Consider the following 17680-nt stretch of genomic DNA (forward strand, 5'->3'; position numbering starts at 1 on the left):
AAGTTATTGGAATAAGACATTCCCCCGAAAGAGAAGACAAGAAATGACTCCGAACCCCTCACTTGCGTTCCACGCCCTCACAACGGGCTACTGCCACGGCTCACGACAGAGCATCGTGGGCAGAGGATTGGAAGGCAGTTTGCCGCGCGGCACGCTGACCGCACTGCTTGGAACAAACGGGGCGGGAAAGAGCACGCTGCTCCGCACGCTGGCAGGACTGCAACCGCCGCTGGCGGGCGACATCTTTTGGGAAGGAAACAGCCTCGCATCGCTCACGCCGGAAGAAAGAGCGAAACGTTTGAGCATCGTGCTGACCGTGCGCCCCGAAACGGGAAATCTGACAGTCAGAGAGGTGGTGGCACTGGGCAGACTGCCGCACCGCCAAGGACTTTGGGGCAGCCGAAACGCCGCTGCCGACGCCGAAGCGGTGGAGAGAGCCATGCGGCTGACCACGACAAGCGCTTGGAGCGAACGCCCCGTCAGCCGACTGAGCGACGGAGAACGCCAAAGGGTCTTCATCGCCAAAGCGCTGGCTCAGGAAACACCGCTCATCCTGCTTGACGAGCCGACTGCCTTTTTGGACTATCCCTCACGCGTGCAGTTCTTCAACCTGCTGAAGCGTCTGACAAACGAAATGGGCAAAACCGTTCTGCTCTCCTCCCACGACGTGGAACTTGCCGCCGCACACGCCGACCGCATCCTCCTGCTCTCCAAAGAAAGCCTCTGCCTCGCACCAACTGAAGCCCAAGAGAGAAACCACGCCATCCGGGACTTCTTCCAACTCGATGCGGAAACACTGCACGGATTCTGATGCCCCCGACTATATATACCTTATTATATATTACGCTACTCCTTATTATATACTCTCCAAGACGTGATTGTTTGCATCGCTGAAAAGCCAAGCGTGGCGCGCGACATCGCAAAAGTGCTCGGCGCCACCCAACAGAGACAGGGCTACTGGGAAGGGAACAACTACCAAGTGACTTGGACCTACGGTCATCTCTGTGAACTGAAATATCCCGAAGACTACACACCGCTTTGGAAGCGTTGGTCGCTCTCCTCGCTGCCCATGATTCCGCCCCGCTTCGGCATCCGCCTGAAAGAAGATCGTGGAGTCAAGGAACAGTTTGCCGTCATCGAACGACTCATGAAGAACGCAGAACGCATCGTGAACTGCGGCGATGCCGGACAAGAGGGCGAACTCATCCAACGATGGGTGATGCAAAAAGCACAGGCGCAATGCCCCGTGGACCGTCTTTGGATTTCCTCGCTGACGGAAGAAAGTATCCGAGAAGGCTTCGCCGCACTGAAACCGCAGGAGGACTATCGCTCACTCTACGAGGCAGGACTCTGCCGAGCCATCGGAGACTGGGTTCTCGGCATGAACGCCACACGCCTCTACACCTTGAAATATGGAGACAACCGCGCAAGCAATCGACAACCGCTCTCCATCGGACGTGTGCAAACCCCAACGCTGGCACTCATCGTCAAAAGACAAAAGGAAATCGATGAGTTCAAACCCGAGCCCTACTGGGTACTGACAACGGTCTATCGGCAGACTGTCTTCAACGTCGTGCTGAATGACAACGACGAAGCGGAAGGCGCACCCGCCAAAGGGAACGCTGCCATGAAAAGAGGCTTCGCCACGGAAGAGGAAGGCCGCAAGGCACTGGAACAAATCAAAGACACGGAGTTCACCGTCACCGCCGTCGAAAAGAAAAAAGGAACGGAAGCACCGCCTCGACTCTTCGACCTGACCTCCCTGCAAGTGGAGTGTAACAAGAAATTCGCCTACTCCGCAGAACAGACGCTGAACTTCATTCAGTCGCTCTACGAAAAGAAACTCACCACCTATCCGCGCGTCGATACGACCTATCTCTCAGACGACATCTATCCCAAGTGTAAACAGATTCTGAACGGCATCGCCGGCACCTACGGCGAACTGCTGGCACCGCTGCGGGGTTCCGTCCTGAAGAAAAGCAAGAAAGTCTTCGACTCCTCCAAGGTGACAGACCACCACGCCATCATTCCGACAGGCGTGGCTCCGGACGCACTGCCCGACACGGAACGGAATGTCTATGACTTGGTGGCGCGGCGCTTCATTCAGTCGTTCTATCCGGACTGCCGCTTCGCCACAACGACCGTGGAGGGAGAGGCGGCAAACATTCCCTTCAAAGCGACCGGTAAACAAATCCTCGAACCGGGCTGGCGTGCCGTTGCTGCTTCGGCAGCAAGACCCACGTCCCACGAGGCGGAGGAGGAAGCCGACAAAGACGGCGAACGCGCACTGCCCGACTTCGTCAAAGGAGAACACGGACCTCACTCGCCGGAACTGGCACAGAAAACAACACAACCGCCAAAGCCCTACACCGAAGCAACCCTGCTGAGAGCCATGGAAACAGCCGGAAAACTGGTGGACAACGAGGAACTTCGAGACGCGCTCAAAGAGAACGGAATCGGAAGACCTTCCACCCGAGCAGCCATCATCGAGACGCTCTTCCGACGCCGCTACATCTTCAGAAAGCGCAAAGCCATCCTCCCCACCGAAACGGGCGTGCAACTGATTTCACTCATCCGTGAGGAACTGCTGAAAAGCGCAGAACTGACAGGACGCTGGGAAAAGAAACTCCGACAAATCGAGCACCACGAATACAGTGCGCCGCAGTTCGTAGAAGAACTGAAACAGATGGTGCAGGACTTGGTGATGGAGGTGCTCCGCGACAACACGCACCGACAGGTGACTTCCTCTCCCGCCGAAATCGAAGAAACTCCCGCCAAAGCGCCTGCCAAAGCCGGTGTTAAAGCCGCTGCCAAGCCCAAAGCGAAAATCATCCGCGCCGGAAGCGTCTGCCCGAAATGCGGACAAGGCAAAGTCATCAAAGGACGCACTGCCTACGGCTGCTCACGCTGGCAAGAAGGCTGCGACTGGCGGAAACCGTTCAAATGAGACATGAAAATCTTCATTCAGAAACGATTCCCTTGAATTTCAGAACTTTTAGTAATCCTCAAAAAATAACCTGCATCATCTTTGAAAATCTTTTCGGTCCATATTTCCTCCCTCATCAGTCACATAACTACGGCTATGCTCCTTCTTCGGGTGAAAATCTGACCTCGAAAATGTCATTCAAATCTGACGCAACTTATTATTCTCATATTACTTAAAAAAGCGCACAGCGCCACAGAAACTTGAAACGACACATTCTTCCCATCATTCTTTCGCTCTTCCTGCTCCCGTTGCATCTCTTCGCCCAAGCCCCGGAGAAACTGGAGTTGCTTCCGCAAATGAGTCACGTTGTCGTGCTCGGCGACTCCAACACCTGGCTCGGCGGTGACGAATGCGATGACGAAAAGGGCTGGACCTTCCACTTCAAACAGACCGTGCGCCCTGCCTCCTGCCGAAGTTACGCCCGCAGCGGAGCCACCTGGTCACACACGGAGAAAACCTGCGCCGACACGGAGGAAGAAGTGGAAGTCATCACGGACAACAACGTCATCTACAACCAATATCTGCGACTGCGCCGGGACGTGCTTCAAGGGAAGCAGCCCCGCCCCACCCTGCTTCTGATTGCTGCGGGAACCAACGACGCCTGGTTCTCCCAAAAGCAGCGTAAAGGGTGTTTGGACAATTTGAAAAAAGCCAACGACAACGCCAAAGTCAACGCCGACAGCCTTCTCGCTCTTGACCTTTCAGAACTGACGGGACTGCGCGAAGCCGTGCTCTTCAACTGCCTGACAATTCGGCGTGACTTCCCGCAGACGCGAATCGTGTTGCTGACGCCGCTTCAGTCCGTTCACGCCGGACTACGCCCCATCACCTTGGCTGGCGACTGCATTGAAGCGTGTGCCCGACAACTCGACATTGAATGCTTCCGGCAGGACAAAGAATGCTGCGTGAAAAACCTCACGGAACAAAAGACGAAGACCTACACCACCGACGGCACTCACCTCAACCCCACCGCCGCCCGTCTCATCGGGCAGCAACTTGCCAAGGCGCTCTTTCCGGAAACGAACGGATTCACACATTGAAGAGGTGTGCACGTGGTCTGTTCGACATACATGCATCATATTTGCAAAAACAAAAAAATCATAGAAAATGGTTTTCTCCGACCTATTCTTTCTTTTCGTATTCCTCCCCTCCTTCTTCCTTATTTACATAGCCGCGTGGGGAGTGGACAAGATGCGCGCCCAAAAACTCACTTCGTCTGAGTGTGTCAGCCGAACGACTTGGCGCAACGCCGCACTGATTGTGTTCTCCCTGCTGTTCTATGCCTGGGGCGAACCAATCTATGTGTTCCTCATGCTGGGCAGCGTGGCAGTGAACTACGTCGCAGGACTGCTCATCGACCGCAGCCACCGACACCGTCGGCTGGCTCTCGCAGCAGGACTCTGCTGCAACGTAGCGATTCTCGGTACGTTCAAATATGCGGACTTCATCGCCTCGTCTCTCTCCGCCATCGGCGTGCCCGTCCCCGCTCCCCACATCGCACTTCCCATCGGCATCAGTTTCTACACGTTCCAGTCCATTTCCTATCTCATCGACGTTTATCGCCGTCAAGCACCCGTGCAGAAGAAGTTCGGCGGCTTGCTGCTCTACATCTCCATGTTCCCGCAACTGATTGCCGGACCCATTGTGCGCTACGACCTCGTGGCAAGAGAAATCAACGACCGCCACGTGACCGCCGCAGACCTGCGCGAAGGGGTTTTCCGCTTTCTCATCGGCTTGGGCAAAAAGGTAATCCTCGCCAACCAGTTCTCGGAAATTGCGGGACAATTCTTGGATGGACCGATGAAGGAACTCTCCACCACCGGTGCCTGGCTCGGCATCCTCGCCTTCACGTTCCAAATTTTCTTTGACTTCTCGGGCTACAGCGACATGGCGATTGGTCTGGGACGCTGCCTCGGCTTCCACTTCGCAGAGAACTTCCGCCACCCCTACTGCTGCCGCAGCATCACGGAGTTCTGGCGTCGCTGGCACATCTCGCTGGGCAGTTTCTTCCGCGACTATGTCTATATTCCCATGGGCGGCAACCGCCGCCACCAAGCACTGAACATTCTCGCCGTCTGGTTTCTGACAGGACTCTGGCACGGTGCAAGTTGGAACTTCGTCCTTTGGGGACTCTACTTCGGCATCATTGTCACGCTGGAGAAGTACACACTGCTCCGCGTCGCCGACCGAGTGCCGCGCGTGCTGCTTCATCTCTACAGTCTGCTGCTCGTGGTGGTCGGCTGGGGCATTTTCTATTTTGAAGATTTCAGTCGCATGGGCGAGTTCTTCAGTGTCTTCACAGGACACGGTGCTCCTTTCCACGACTTCACCGTGGAAAGCGCCTTCTTCAGCAATTTCTGGCTGTGGGTGACAGCCGTCGTCTTCTCCATGCCGGTCTATGACACCATCACACGCCTTGCCGGGAAATGGTGTCCTGCCTCTTGCATCGGCTTCCTCGCCCTGACGGTTCGCCTGCTGCTGAGCATCGCCCTGCTGGCTCTCAGCGTCTCCCTCCTGGTGGGCGCAACGAACAACGCCTTCATCTACACTCGCTTCTAAATTCTTCTCCTATTTATTCCGAAAGATAATTCATGAAAAAAGACAAGACATATCTCTTCCTCCTCAGCCTCGTCTATGTCGGCTTCGTCATCGTCTTCTGCTTCTTTCCGCGAAGCACCTTCTCTGAGTTGGAAAAGCGCGAACTGACGTCCTTTCCGGCGTTCACCGCAGAGAGTTTGGCGAACGGAAGCTTCACAACGGGTGTGAACCACTGGTTCAGCGACACAGAACCATTCCGCGACTTCTTCATGAAGACCAATCTCCAACAAAAGAAACTGATTGCATGGACCTTCCCCCGCGGAGACGAAGAGGAGGTGGTGTTTCACGCCACGAACGACGGCGCTGCCGCAGCAGAGGGAACCAACGCCCCTACCGACCTCGGCGAACTCACCGCCGACGACAAGGCGAAGATTGCAAACAACGGCATCATCATCGTTGGCAGCGGCGACAAAGTGCGAGCACTCATGGCGTATGGCGGCGGACCGAACGGTGGCGTCAGTTATGCCGAAGCGGCGAATGCCTATCACAACGCCTTGGGCTCGGCAGTCCGCGTCTATTGCATGGTGATTCCAACCGCCGCGGCGTTCTACTGCCCCGAAAAGGCAAAGACAAAAACACGCGACCAGGAGGCAACCATCCGAAACATCCACAACCATCTCGAACCGGGCGTCGTGGCTGTGAACGCCTTCTCCGCTCTCAAAACGCACGCCGCAGAAAACATCTATCTCCGCACCGACCACCACTGGGCGCCGCTGGGTGCTTTCTACGCCGCACAGGAGTTCTGCCGCATGGCGGGCGTGCCGTTCAAACCGCTCTCCGCCTATCAACAGAAAGTCGTCCACCGTTTTGTCGGAAGCATGTATGGCTACTCCCAAGACCTCAGCATCAAGGAGCATCCGGAAGACTTCGTCTATTACGTCCCTCAAGGATTGAACTATCAGGTTTGGTTCACGGACTATGAGATTAACAAGAACTACGAGGTGGTGGCGGAGAAGAAACCCTACAAAGGGCGCTTCTTCCAGCACTACCCCGACGGACACGGCGGAGCCTACTGCACGTTCATGGGCGGCGACACACGCATCGTGAAGGTGGTGACCGGCACAAACAGTTCGCGCCGCGTGCTCATCCTCAAAGACAGTTTCGGAAACGCCATCCCGGGTTATCTCTTCTATTCCTTCGGCGAGGTACACGTCGTGGACTTCCGCTACTTCACTCACAACATGAAACAATACGTGCAGCAGAACGGAATCACCGACATCCTCTTCGCACACAACATCTTCAACGCCTACTCGCCGCACGTCGGGAAACGCTATGTGAAATATCTGAAGCAGGCAAACGGCACTTTTGCACCACGCACTGACAAGAAAACTGCCGCTGACTCTCTTCACAAAGAACACAAGACAAAACCTGCAGAAGAGCATAAGGCTAAAACTCCGGAAGAACAGAAACCTGCCGAAGAAAAGAAAGAGCAGGAGAAACCGGAAGAAAACCCCAACAGTTAAACGACTCTGCCACACCCGCTATGCCCATCATCCGTCTCACCTCCACCGACGTGCCCGAACTGGACGTCTATTGCCGTCTCACCGAAACGCAATTGCGCAACCGCCTGCACTCCGAGAGCGGAGTGTTCATCGCGGAGAGCCCGAAGGTCATCCGAACCGCCCTTGGCGCCGGCTACGAACCTCTGAGCCTCCTCTGCGAAGAACGTCATCTGACCGGCGATGCCGCCGACATTGTGGAACGTCTCGGCGAACGACCCATTTTCACCGGCTCAAGGGAACTGCTCGCCGAACTCACCGGCTACACCCTCACGCGGGGCGTGCTCTGTGCGATGCGTCGTCCGACGGCTCTCCCGGCAGAGGAAGTGTGCCGAAACGCACGGCGCGTGGCAGTCATCGACAGCGTGACGGACACAACCAACATCGGCGCCATCTTCCGCTCTGCGGCGGCGTTGGGCATGGATGCCGTCCTGCTGACCCGCACCTCCTGCGACCCGCTGAACCGCCGTTCCATTCGCGTCTCCATGGGTTCTGTCTTCCTGGTTCCCTGGACGTGGATTGACGATGCAAACGATGACCTGCACCGAATGGGCTTCCAAACTGCCGCCATGGCACTGAAAGCGGACTCCATCCCGCCGCGCCACCCCGCCTTGCAGCAGGCGGAGAAACTGGCGGTCATCCTCGGCACCGAGGGAGACGGACTGGCACAGGATGTGATTGATCGCGCCGACCACACGGTTTGCATCCCCATGGCACACGGTGTCGATTCGCTCAACGTGGCTGCCGCCGCTGCCATCATCTTTTGGGAAGTCGCCGGAGGACGGTAACGAGTTCCTCGACGCACTCATATTCCATATTATATATATACGCTCACGAATGAAATCTCCTCAACACATACGCATCGCGGACTATGCCTATCCGCTTCCCGATGAACGCATCGCCAAATATCCGCTGGCGCAGCGGGACCGCTCCAAACTCTTGGTATATCGTCAAGGCAAAATCTCCGAAGACGCTTTCTTCCACCTTCCGGACTACGTGGCGAAAGGGGAACTGATGGTTTTCAACAACACCCGCGTCATTCGCGCCCGCCTTCACTTCCGCAAAGCCACCGGAGCCCTCATCGAAATCTTCTGTCTGGAACCTCTCGAGCCTGCGGACTATCAACTGAACTTCGCCGCCACTGGCTCAGTCGCATGGACTTGTCTGGTGGGCAACTTGAAGAAATGGAAGGAAGGGGAACTCTCCCAAACCGTAAACGTGGGAGGCAGGCAACTGACACTGACCGCCCGACGAGAAGGTGTGCACGCCACGGGGCACGTCATTCGCTTTGACTGGAACGACTCCACCATCTCTTTCAGCGAGGTCTTGGAAGCCATCGGTGAACTACCCATCCCACCCTATCTGAACCGAGCCACAGAGGAGGCAGACCTGACGACCTATCAGACGGTCTATAGCAAAGTGAAAGGCTCCGTGGCTGCTCCGACCGCCGGACTGCACTTCACACCGGAGGTGCTGCAAGCCCTGGACGAGAAAGGTGTGGAACGCAACGAAGTGACACTCCACGTTGGCGCCGGCACATTCCGCCCCGTGAAGAGCAAGGAAATCGGAGGACACGCCATGCACTCGGAATGGATTTCCGTGAACCGCAGCACACTGGAGCGGTTGCTTGCTCACGGCGGGCGCTGCGTGGCTGTGGGCACGACGTCGGTGCGCACGCTGGAGAGCCTCTACTATCTCGGCATCATCGTGCATCGCACACCGGAGACTGCACCCGAAGAACTGCACGTACCGCAGTGGATGCCCTACGAGGAAGAAGACGGCACGCCGGAGCCGGCTGCCACGGAGGCGCTGCAGTGGTTGTTGAACTATATGCTCGCTCACGAAATGGATGTTCTGCACGCCGACACGCAAATCATCATTGCGCCGGGCTACAACTACCACATCGTGCGAGCCATCGTCACCAACTTCCACCAACCGCAAAGCACACTGCTCCTGCTCGTCTCCGCCCTCGTCGGTGAAGACTGGCGACGCATCTATGACTACGCCCTAAGCCACGACTTCCGCTTCCTGAGTTACGGCGACAGCAGTTTTCTGGAGCCTTCTCCCGAACTGCTTCCTCTTGTCGATGAAGATGGGAACGTCATCGGCAGTGCCACGCGCCGCGAATGCCACAGCGGGAGCAAACTGCTCCACCCCGTCGTGCATCTTCACGTGTTCAACCCAGCCGGCGAACTCTATCTGCAACGGCGTCCGCTTTGGAAAGACATTCAACCCGGGAAATGGGATACAGCGGTCGGAGGGCACGTGGACTTCGGCGAGGAGATTCTCTCCGCCCTGCTGCGCGAAACCCGCGAAGAACTGGGATTGACGGATTTTGAACCGGAGTTCATGCAGAAATATGTCTTTGAATCGGAGCGTGAAAAGGAACTGGTTCACGTCTTCCGAATCGTGACGACACAAACGCCACATCCGACCGATGAACTGGACGGCGGGCGATTCTTCTCAGAAGAGGAAATACGCCAACGACTCCAAACGAACTTCTTCACCCCTAACTTTGAACAAGAATGGAAAAGGCTCTTCGATGCCAACTCATGAATCACGTGCTACTCGCCGCACTCTGCTTTCTCTTCCTCAGTTGCCACCGGCAACCTTCCTCACAGTTCGCTTCTGCCACTGCACACGCAGAAGAGCCCACCGTTGCTGCCTCCCACAGCGAAACCGACGAGTCCTTCTCCTCCGACGGCGAACTGACCCAAGAGGACTTTGACCGAGTCACCCCCGATGCTTCAAAAACGACGGAAAAGACAATGTTGTTGAAGCGCTACTCCTACGTCACCGCCTACAATCCCGAGACGCGCTGCCCGGCATGGGTCGGTTGGACGCTGACGGCAGCCCACACCGACGGTCCCTATCCGCGTCTGAAAAAGTTCTTGGAAGATAAGGACGTGCCGCAGCCTCGCGCACTCTACAGCGACATCCGTGAAAGCCGGTGCGGCTATCAGCGAGGTCACATGTGCCCTGCTGCCGACAACAAATGGGCGGAGCAGGCACAGCACGATGCTTTCCTCATGACCAACATCTGTCCGCAGGACGGCGACCTCAACCAGAACGACTGGGAGGAACTGGAGGAGAAATGCCGCGATTGGGCGAAGGCATATGGAAAGGTTCACATCGTGGCAGGTCCCATTTTCATCCATCAACCGCGACGTACGGTGGGCGAGAACCACGTGGCGGTGCCGGATGCTTTCTTCAAAGTGGTGCTCGTCGGCGAAGGAAGCAAAGCAAAAGCCATCGGTTTCTTCTATGAAAACGAGGACGGACGACACCCCATGAGTCACTACGTCAGAAGCGTGGACGAAATTGAAGACTTCACCCGCCTCGACTTCTTCCACCACTTGGACGACGAAACGGAAAACCGAATCGAAGCCCGCAGCGACCTCCGCGACTGGAGGTGAAAACCCTAACTTATGGATGAATTCTTCATTTTCCTCGCCACGGCTGACAAACATTTTGTCCGCCGTGGCGAGGAAAATGAAGAAAGTTGTTTTAGGTTGTTCATTGCTCCGTTTCAAGGAAGTGGTGTGCGGCGACGCAGAGTTCGTCATACCATTCCTTGCCGAAACGTTCAATGAGCGGTTCGCGAAGAAACTCGTAGATTCGCAAGTTCAGTTCGCGTCCTTTGCTGATAGCGTCGTGGCAAACCGCCCAGCGATGATATTGCAAGCCGACTTGCCCGTTTCTGAATCGCTTTTCCCGAATCGGGTAGAGGGCACAGGAAATCGGCTTGCGCCATGAAGTCTTTCCCTCTCGGAACGCTTTGTCCGCCGCACAGAAACAGCAACCGTCAGAGTTGTAGCACGTGAAGACGCAATCTCTGCCATCCACAATGCTCGTGACGAGGTCGCCGTCGGCATCCGTGCAGGCGACGCCGTGGCGGTCAATCACCGACTGCGCCTTCGCACTCAAGTCCTGCCAAACGTCGTCCAGCACATTTTCCATCTCAGCCACCTCTTCCATGAGGAGAGGAGCGCCGCTGTCGCCTTCCACACAACAAATGCCTTTGCACTTCTCAAGATCGCAGCAGAAAAACTCGGTGATGATTTCGGAAGTGAGAATCACCTCCCCAATTTGAAGTATCATAGTGCAGTTGATTACCAGTTAATGGGAATAATGCCGTGAGCAATGAGGTAGTCGTTGCAGCGGCTGAAATGATGATTGCCGAAGAAGCCGTGATAGGCAGAAAGAGGGGAAGGGTGGGCTGAGCAAAGCACCAGATGACGCTCGCGGTCAATCACGCGTCCCTTCTTCTGTGCGCTTGCTCCCCAGAGGATGAAGACGAGGTGCTCGCGGGAGGCGTTCAATCTCGCAATGACGGCGTCCGTGAATGTTTCCCAGCCGTGGTTCTGGTGAGATGCCGCTTGGTGCGCCCGCACCGTCAGCGTGGCGTTCAGAAGCAAAACCCCTTGCTCCGCCCAGCGTCGCAGACTGCCGTGCGTCGGTTGCTGCCGCCCCGTGTCAGCCTCTATTTCGTTGAAAATGTTTACCAAGGAAGGCGGCAACTTCACACCTTCCTTGACGGAGAAGCACAAACCTTCCGCTTGTCCTTCGCCGTGATAGGGGTCCTGTCCGATGATGACCACCTTCACTTTGTCAAAGGGACAAAGGTTGAAGGCGTTGAATATCTCGTTGCCGGGAGGGAAACAAGGACCTTGGCGATACTCTTCTCTGACGAAGTCGGTCAAGGTCTTGAAATAGGGTGCGTCAAACTCGGCTTGCAGTTCTTGCTCCCAAGATGGGTCTATTTTCACTTTCATGTTTGCAAAATTACGTTTTCGACGCCACTTGAGCTTCACCGTTCCTCAAAAAAACACGCTTCGCTCACAAGAACGGCATTAAAAGCGCAAAGAAAAGTTAGGAAACAAGGTAAAAACAGCCTCTTCGGCGCAGTTATTCTTTTCAAAGTGAAAATAAAGTGCCATCTTTGCAACCTAAATTCACATTTCAAGACTCCCGCGCAAAGAGTGGGGAGTAGCTCAACCCGAGAGAGCAACCTAAAACGCGCACTACGTCCTACATGTTCACAGGTAAGCCTATACATATTATATATTGTCTCCCGATTCTTCTCGTTTCGGTTTTTTTCGGCTGCTCTCAGAAAAAAACGCACATTGACGAAGAAGCATTGCAGGAACTGACCGACTCCCTTCCCGAAGCACCGGAAGACCAGGTCAAAGCACTGACCGAGGTGGAAGACCCTGACAGCGTGGACCCCGCCGTGCTGGGCAGAGCGGAAGGAACGTATATCTATATTTCCAAACCCAAAATGCGCCTCTACGTCGTGAACCGAAAAGACAGCGTGCTCTTCTCCTGCGGCATCGCCTGTGGTGCGAAAAAAGGAAACAAGGAAGAACATGGAGACTATCGGACGCCCGAAGGCAGATTCCGCGTCGTGGGCATCTACGAAAGCACAGACTGGATTCACAAAACTCGCGACGGCAGAAAGGTGAAGGGATGCTATGGTCCCTACTTCCTCAGTCTCGCCACCGGAAAGTTTGCCGGCATCGGCATCCACGGCACCAACGCGCCGAGAAGCATCGGCAGAAGAGCCTCCGAGGGCTGCATCCGGGTCAACACGAACCACATCATCTATTTGAAAAAGAACTATGCCTACTGCGGCATGAGGGTCATCATCTCCGGAGAAACGGAGCGTTTGCCCGAATTCATCGGACTCGGCGCAGAAGACCGACTCACTCCGGCGCAGATTGCGCGCCTCATCGCAGACTCCATTGCCCGCGTCGCCGAGGCAGACAGCCTCAGACGACTGGACTCCCTCGCTGCCGTAAAAGTGGCAGAAGAAAAAGTAGCCACCGCCGACAGCCTTGCTGCCACCCGCATTGCCGCTGACAGCCTTTCCGCCACCCGCGAGGAAGAATGAACCGTCGCTCGCCACACAAAAAAAGTCTTCGTGTGCAACACCTCGGGTCAAATTTTCTCTCAATCAAAAAAGTTCTTAATTCACTTGTCTGCAAGAGAGTAAAGTGCTAAATTTGCAGCAGTTAAAGAGAAAAGAGCCTCTTTTGAAGTTCTTTTGCCCTGTTTCCAGGCTCTCTGTCTTCCGGAACAAAACGCGTTTCCGGTGTCTTTTTTTGTTTTATATTAAAATCAACATCTGTGTTACTAAAGAAATATGCTGTCTGTGCTGTGATGGGTCTGCTGGGAATGCTCTCAGCAGGTGCGCAGGACCTCATCCCCGAAGCACTCCCCAAACACTCACGAGCAGAAAAGAAGGTGATTGAAGTCAAAGCCGTTACACTTCCCGACTTCTCCGTGACACCCGACTTCATGAAACCGGCATCGACTGCCGCCACCACCGCCTCCAACAACTCCTTCGGAGAAAGCGTGGTGAAAACAGCACTCCAATATCTCGGCGCGCGCTATCGCTCCGGAATGCAAGGTCCCAACGCCTTCGACTGCTCCGGCTTCACCAGTTTCGTCTATGGAAGAGAGAACGTCAAAATTCTTCGTTCTTCTCGTTCGCAATACACCCAAGGCACTCCCATCAGTCAAATCGCCGACTTGAAAAAAGGCGACCTCGTCTTCTTCGGAGGCAGAGGTAGTCATCGAAGCGTCGGACACGTTGGTATCGTCACGGATGTTGATCCCGAAGGAAACAAATTCTCCTTCGTTCACGCTAGTTCCAGCGGCGGAGTTCGCATCTCCTCCTCCAACGAAACCTACTACAGTCGCCGCTACATCGGAGCACGCCGCATCGTGGAGTGAGAAAAAAAATACGACGCAACCCGCAGACTCGTCTCTTCACAAAAACCATAAGTGCCGCCTTCCCCAAGACGGCATTTTTCATGTCTTTCAAGGCTGTCCTATCCATCAGGTTTTGTTGTTACTGATTTCTCAGAGATAAACTTTTGTCAGTAAAAAAAGCATGGCGCATTATGTGAATGACGAGACTTAGTAATATAAAAAATAATAAGTTGCGTCAGATTTGAATGACATTTTCGAGGTCAGATTTTCACCCGAAGAAGGAGCATAGCCGTAGCTATGTGACTGATGAGGGAGGAAATATGGACCGAAAAGATTTTCAAAGATGATGCAGGTTATTTTTTGAGGATTACTTACAAAAGGGCGCGCTGAGAAACAAAAAGAAACCAAAACGTAAACACTTTCTTTTGAATGCTCCTTATTCCGTAATTTGTAGAACTCTCCATAATTTGTAGAACACTCCATAATTTTTTAGAACTCCCCTCAATCCTCTCTTCTTATGTTCACCATCCTCAACGCAGAAATCAGTAAGCTCGACCAACTCATCACCAAACTCATCGACCTCTCCATCACCACGGGAAAACATCTCATTGCTGCTTTCCTCATCTATCTCGTCGGAAGTTTCATCATCAAACTCATCAACCGTCTCGTCGGTTCCATGCTCGAACGCCGCCACGTTGAAGTAAGCGTGCAAAGCTTCCTCAAGAGTCTGGTGAACATCCTCCTCACCATCCTGCTCATCATCTCCGTCATCAGTGCCCTCGGCATCAACACCACCTCCTTCGCTGCGCTGCTTGCTTCAGCCGGTGTCGCAGTCGGCATGGCACTCTCCGGTAACCTTCAAAACTTCGCAGGCGGTCTCGTCATCCTGCTTTTCAAACCCTATCGTGTCGGAGACTGGATTGAGGCACAAAACGTGCAGGGACGCGTTCACGAAATCCAAATCTTCCACACCATCCTCATGACCGCCGACAACAAATTGGTCTATATCCCCAACGGAAGTCTCAGCACCTCCGTCGTCGTGAACTATTCCAAGATGGGCGCACGCCGTGTGCAGTGGACCGTCGGCATAGACTACGGAGAAGACGTGGAAATGGTGCGTCGCAAACTCCTTGACCTCTTTGCCGCCGACGCCCGCATCCTCCAAGAGCCCGACGACAGACTCCCCTTCGTCGGAGTGGACAACCTCGGCGACAGCAGCGTGAACCTTGTCGTGAGAGTGTGGGTCAAGACGGAAGACTATTGGACGGTCTATCACGAGGTGCAGCAACACATCTACGAACTCTTCACCCGCGAAGGCATCAACATTCCCTATCCTCAACAAGTCGTGCATCTGGCGAACGACGCTCAGCCCGCCTCCTGACTGAAGAACAAGAAAATGAGATAAGTCTGCGAAAAAACAACGAAATCTTGGCGGTAATAAAATAAATGCCTACTTTTGCACCTCGCAAGCACTATGCAAATTAAGTAATAACAAAATAAAATCACAAAACAAACAATGATTGTAGTACCCGTAAAGGAAGGCGAAAACATTGAACGCGCCCTCAAGAAATTCAAAAGAAAATTTGAACGCACCGGCATCATCAAGGAATTGCGTGCTCGTCAGCAGTTCGACAAACCCAGCGTGCTGAAGCGTTTGGCAAAAGAACACGCTGTGTATGTTCAGAAACTGAACCTCAGCAAGGAAGACTAAGTCCTACGCCGCGTCCCTTCCCTTTCACGGGTGCGGTTCGCAAAACCGTCCGACCATTTGACTTTGGTCGGACGGTTTTGCGTTTGTTTGATTTTTGGCTCTCTCTATCTTACTTCCGTGGCGGGCTGAAGGTCGCAGTCCTCACAGTGTTCTGCCTTGATTTCTTCTTGGTTGAAGTGAAAGGGGGTGTAGGCGTTGGATCTTTTGAGGCGATTGCGACGAAAGACGAGCCCCTGGGTGGATTTCACGTAGAGCAGCGGTTTGTCAAACGTTTCAAAGTTGTTGTCTTCAATGAGAATCGAGCCGCGTTTGCCGCCGTGGAAACAACGTTTCTGGTTGTGGAACTCGGGAATCTCGGGATAGATTGAAATCACGGCGTTTGTGAACTGGTAGAGCGAAGTCAGCGCGTTGGTGAAAGTGTTGCGGCGAATGATGAGGTCATGCACCGAACCGCTTTCAAACCATCCGTTGCAGTCACCGCAAAGCACGATGGCAGCGCCGGAGGTGTGGTCAAAATGATTGTCCTCGCAGACCGTGCGACGCGGAGAACTGAAAAGTGCGCCTCGGGCGCGGTTGTTGCGAATGATGTTACGCCGAAATGTCACGGTGGGCGTAGCACTGAGGTTTTCAATTCCCCAAAGTCCTCCGTCCTTCAGATTCTCCGGCAGTTCTTCGTGAACCGTGACGAGCATCTCTTTCACGCCCTGGAAAGAAGAGCCTTCGATGGGACGAACAGACTGAATGACGCAGCGAGCCGGATGTTCTTCCATCGTGCTGGATTGCACGAACAGAACGGTGTCGCCCGCCGCTCCCCAGTCAAAACCGTAGGATTGCCCATGCTCATAACGACAGCGCATGGTGTGCTTGTCAATCACCTCTTTGATGCGGAGGTAGATGCCGTGAACATTGATGGCGTCATCCATGGCGTGTTCATAGAGTCCTCCTTCCGATTGGATGTGCCCACTGCACTGCGAGAAATGTGTGGCGTCAGCCTGCGTTGTGAAGTAGCGCGGGTCACCGGCGCTACGAAGTGCTACATCAAAACCTCGCAGGGTGATGTCGTGACAGCGCTGGGCAATAAGTCCCATGCCTTCTGCATAGTGTATGGTCACTTTCTCCAAAACCGTGGCAGTGTCGTTCGCCATGAAGATGCCGGGACAGGGGCGCCAATAACTTCTCATCGCCACAATGGTGCCCGGGACAAGTCGTTTGTCCTTCCAGTTCGGTGCGAGGAGGTGGTTTCCGCCAAGGTCAATGAAGTCGCGCGTGTCAATCCAGAGATCTCCGGTGTTGAAGACGATGTGGCGAGTGTCTTTTTCAAAGGCTATGCCCGTTTGGGGCTGCATTGTCCAATCTTCGCCGTAGGTTTCCAGTGCTCCATGACTCCCTTTGCGCCACTTCACCCACGGTGCCACTTCAAAGGTGATGCCCTCTTCGGTGTTCTTCACCACTTGAACCTGGGCGATTTGCGGATTGTCGGAATCCACGCTAATTCTTTTGAGCGTGCAGTTTTTCCCATTTCGCAGGACGATGGGCAGCATGCGTCCGTGACAGCAAATTTCTGCTCCTTGTCCATCCACAACGAGGTTCTGCCATCTGTCCAGCATGATGCCGACCGCTTTCGGCTGGTTTTGGTCATGGTTGGAAATGAAGAGCGTCTCTTTGCGGCAGTCGGCGGAGTAAAAGTGATAGACGCCTTTCTCAAGTTTCAGTTTCAGCGTTTCGCCCGGTTTCTGTTCGCTGCGCAGAACACGGAGCACGCTGTCCAGGCGTGAGGCGAGCGTTTTGTCGTTTGCGGTGTTGGGACGGATGCCTCGGTCGGCGAGTTTCACGGTTCTGCTCCCCGCGTTCGCGGTCAGCGAAACCGTTAGAAGCATACAAACCAAGGCAAGAGGATGCAGAGATTGGGTGTGACGAGAAAGAAAAACTTTCGCACTTGTGATGGCGTTTTTCATGTCGGATATAAAAGAATACTTGGAGGAGGGTTTAGGCGTGTTTTTCATGCGTTGTCGCCCCTTGAACGTGGAGTGAGTTCCTTTTTTCTTCTGCGAAGTTAGACAATGAAGTCAGATAATATCATACGTTGCCATGCGTTTCATAGAGATTTATTGGTCTGTTTCAAAAAAAGACACGAAAATGTTTGCTGGTTTCGCGGAAAGTCCTACCTTT

At 54.3% G+C, this 17680-nt stretch carries 15 protein-coding genes and 1 pseudogene; 13 read left to right on the forward strand and 3 right to left on the reverse strand.

Going from position 1 to position 17680, the window contains the following annotated elements; translation table 11 throughout:
* The first annotated feature begins 43 nt into the window (after nucleotides 1–43).
* The 9 genes and pseudogenes from I6E40_RS01995 (at nucleotide 44) to I6E40_RS02035 (ending at nucleotide 10499) form a co-directional block, all read left to right on the forward strand.
* Entirely contained in the window at nucleotides 44–811 is a 768-nt protein-coding gene (locus tag I6E40_RS01995) for an ABC transporter ATP-binding protein (protein ID WP_235385179.1), read from the forward strand.
* 63 nt (nucleotides 812–874) lie between these two features.
* Nucleotides 875–2947 (forward strand): DNA topoisomerase 3, encoded by a 2073-nt coding sequence (locus tag I6E40_RS02000; RefSeq protein WP_235385180.1) that lies wholly within the window; start codon nucleotides 875–877, stop codon nucleotides 2945–2947.
* Between the two features lie 239 nt (nucleotides 2948–3186).
* Nucleotides 3187–4026, forward strand: coding sequence for an SGNH/GDSL hydrolase family protein (locus tag I6E40_RS02005; RefSeq protein WP_235385181.1), 840 nt, complete (start codon nucleotides 3187–3189; stop codon nucleotides 4024–4026).
* 67 nt (nucleotides 4027–4093) lie between these two features.
* Nucleotides 4094–5545, forward strand: coding sequence for an MBOAT family O-acyltransferase (locus I6E40_RS02010; RefSeq protein WP_235385182.1), 1452 nt, complete (start codon nucleotides 4094–4096; stop codon nucleotides 5543–5545).
* 32 nt (nucleotides 5546–5577) lie between these two features.
* Entirely contained in the window at nucleotides 5578–7047 is a 1470-nt protein-coding gene (locus I6E40_RS02015; protein ID WP_235385183.1) for a DHHW family protein, read from the forward strand.
* 20 nt (nucleotides 7048–7067) lie between these two features.
* Nucleotides 7068–7871 carry a TrmH family RNA methyltransferase gene (locus tag I6E40_RS02020; protein ID WP_235385184.1) on the forward strand — a complete coding sequence of 268 codons (804 nt, stop codon included), beginning with the start codon at nucleotides 7068–7070 and terminating at the stop codon, nucleotides 7869–7871.
* A 49-nt stretch (nucleotides 7872–7920) separates the two neighbouring features.
* A pseudogene (locus tag I6E40_RS02025) lies at nucleotides 7921–9144 on the forward strand (S-adenosylmethionine:tRNA ribosyltransferase-isomerase); the annotation flags it as partial.
* A 99-nt stretch (nucleotides 9145–9243) separates the two neighbouring features.
* Complete coding sequence (locus I6E40_RS02030; RefSeq protein WP_317207391.1) at nucleotides 9244–9639, forward strand: NUDIX hydrolase; 396 nt, start codon at nucleotides 9244–9246, stop codon at nucleotides 9637–9639.
* Nucleotides 9636–10499 (forward strand): DNA/RNA non-specific endonuclease, encoded by an 864-nt coding sequence (locus I6E40_RS02035; protein ID WP_235385185.1) that lies wholly within the window; start codon nucleotides 9636–9638, stop codon nucleotides 10497–10499. The genes I6E40_RS02030 and I6E40_RS02035 overlap by 4 nt, the downstream gene beginning before the upstream one ends.
* A gap of 100 nt (nucleotides 10500–10599) precedes the next feature.
* On the opposite strand, the gene I6E40_RS02040 is transcribed toward I6E40_RS02035, so the two are convergent.
* Nucleotides 10600–11184, reverse strand: coding sequence for a DUF3109 family protein (locus I6E40_RS02040; RefSeq protein ID WP_235385186.1), 585 nt, complete (start codon nucleotides 11182–11184; stop codon nucleotides 10600–10602).
* Nucleotides 11185–11195: 11 nt separating this feature from the next.
* Nucleotides 11196–11858 carry a uracil-DNA glycosylase gene (gene ung, locus I6E40_RS02045; RefSeq protein WP_235385187.1) on the reverse strand — a complete coding sequence of 221 codons (663 nt, stop codon included), beginning with the start codon at nucleotides 11856–11858 and terminating at the stop codon, nucleotides 11196–11198.
* Nucleotides 11859–12118: 260 nt separating this feature from the next.
* Between ung and I6E40_RS02050 the strand changes: the two genes are divergently transcribed.
* From I6E40_RS02050 to rpsU, 4 genes are all read left to right on the forward strand, one after another.
* The gene (locus tag I6E40_RS02050; RefSeq protein WP_235385188.1) at nucleotides 12119–12976 is read left to right on the forward strand and encodes a L,D-transpeptidase; all 858 of its coding nucleotides are present in this window, start codon (nucleotides 12119–12121) and stop codon (nucleotides 12974–12976) included.
* Nucleotides 12977–13212: 236 nt separating this feature from the next.
* The gene (locus I6E40_RS02055; protein ID WP_235385189.1) at nucleotides 13213–13821 is read left to right on the forward strand and encodes a C40 family peptidase; all 609 of its coding nucleotides are present in this window, start codon (nucleotides 13213–13215) and stop codon (nucleotides 13819–13821) included.
* A 496-nt stretch (nucleotides 13822–14317) separates the two neighbouring features.
* Nucleotides 14318–15181 (forward strand): mechanosensitive ion channel family protein, encoded by an 864-nt coding sequence (locus I6E40_RS02060; protein ID WP_235385190.1) that lies wholly within the window; start codon nucleotides 14318–14320, stop codon nucleotides 15179–15181.
* A 135-nt stretch (nucleotides 15182–15316) separates the two neighbouring features.
* Nucleotides 15317–15511: a 30S ribosomal protein S21 gene (gene rpsU, locus I6E40_RS02065; protein ID WP_235385191.1), complete on the forward strand. Its 195-nt coding sequence runs from the start codon at nucleotides 15317–15319 to the stop codon at nucleotides 15509–15511.
* A 104-nt stretch (nucleotides 15512–15615) separates the two neighbouring features.
* Here rpsU and I6E40_RS02070 read toward each other — a convergent pair whose 3' ends face one another.
* A complete protein-coding gene (locus I6E40_RS02070) occupies nucleotides 15616–17514 on the reverse strand; it encodes a right-handed parallel beta-helix repeat-containing protein (RefSeq protein ID WP_235385192.1) in 1899 nt (632 codons plus the stop codon).
* Between the last annotated feature and the right edge of the window lie 166 nt (nucleotides 17515–17680).

Origin of the sequence: Prevotellamassilia timonensis (genome assembly GCF_021531665.1) — a bacterium.
Lineage (GTDB): Bacteria > Bacteroidota > Bacteroidia > Bacteroidales > Bacteroidaceae > Alloprevotella.

Excerpts from the sequence above, each read along its gene's own strand:
- I6E40_RS02060 (WP_235385190.1), top strand. The coding sequence starts at position 14,318 with ATGTTCACCATCCTCAACGCAGAAATCAGTAAGCTCGACCAACTCATC.
- I6E40_RS02070 (WP_235385192.1), bottom strand. The coding sequence starts at position 17,514 with ATGAAAAACACGCCTAAACCCTCCTCCAAGTATTCTTTTATATCCGAC.
- I6E40_RS02035 (WP_235385185.1), top strand. The coding sequence starts at position 9,636 with ATGAATCACGTGCTACTCGCCGCACTCTGCTTTCTCTTCCTCAGTTGC.
- I6E40_RS02040 (WP_235385186.1), bottom strand. The coding sequence starts at position 11,184 with ATGATACTTCAAATTGGGGAGGTGATTCTCACTTCCGAAATCATCACC.
- rpsU (WP_235385191.1), top strand. The coding sequence starts at position 15,317 with ATGATTGTAGTACCCGTAAAGGAAGGCGAAAACATTGAACGCGCCCTC.
- ung (WP_235385187.1), bottom strand. The coding sequence starts at position 11,858 with ATGAAAGTGAAAATAGACCCATCTTGGGAGCAAGAACTGCAAGCCGAG.
- I6E40_RS02050 (WP_235385188.1), top strand. The coding sequence starts at position 12,119 with ATGTTCACAGGTAAGCCTATACATATTATATATTGTCTCCCGATTCTT.
- I6E40_RS01995 (WP_235385179.1), top strand. The coding sequence starts at position 44 with ATGACTCCGAACCCCTCACTTGCGTTCCACGCCCTCACAACGGGCTAC.
- I6E40_RS02020 (WP_235385184.1), top strand. The coding sequence starts at position 7,068 with ATGCCCATCATCCGTCTCACCTCCACCGACGTGCCCGAACTGGACGTC.
- I6E40_RS02015 (WP_235385183.1), top strand. The coding sequence starts at position 5,578 with ATGAAAAAAGACAAGACATATCTCTTCCTCCTCAGCCTCGTCTATGTC.
- I6E40_RS02010 (WP_235385182.1), top strand. The coding sequence starts at position 4,094 with ATGGTTTTCTCCGACCTATTCTTTCTTTTCGTATTCCTCCCCTCCTTC.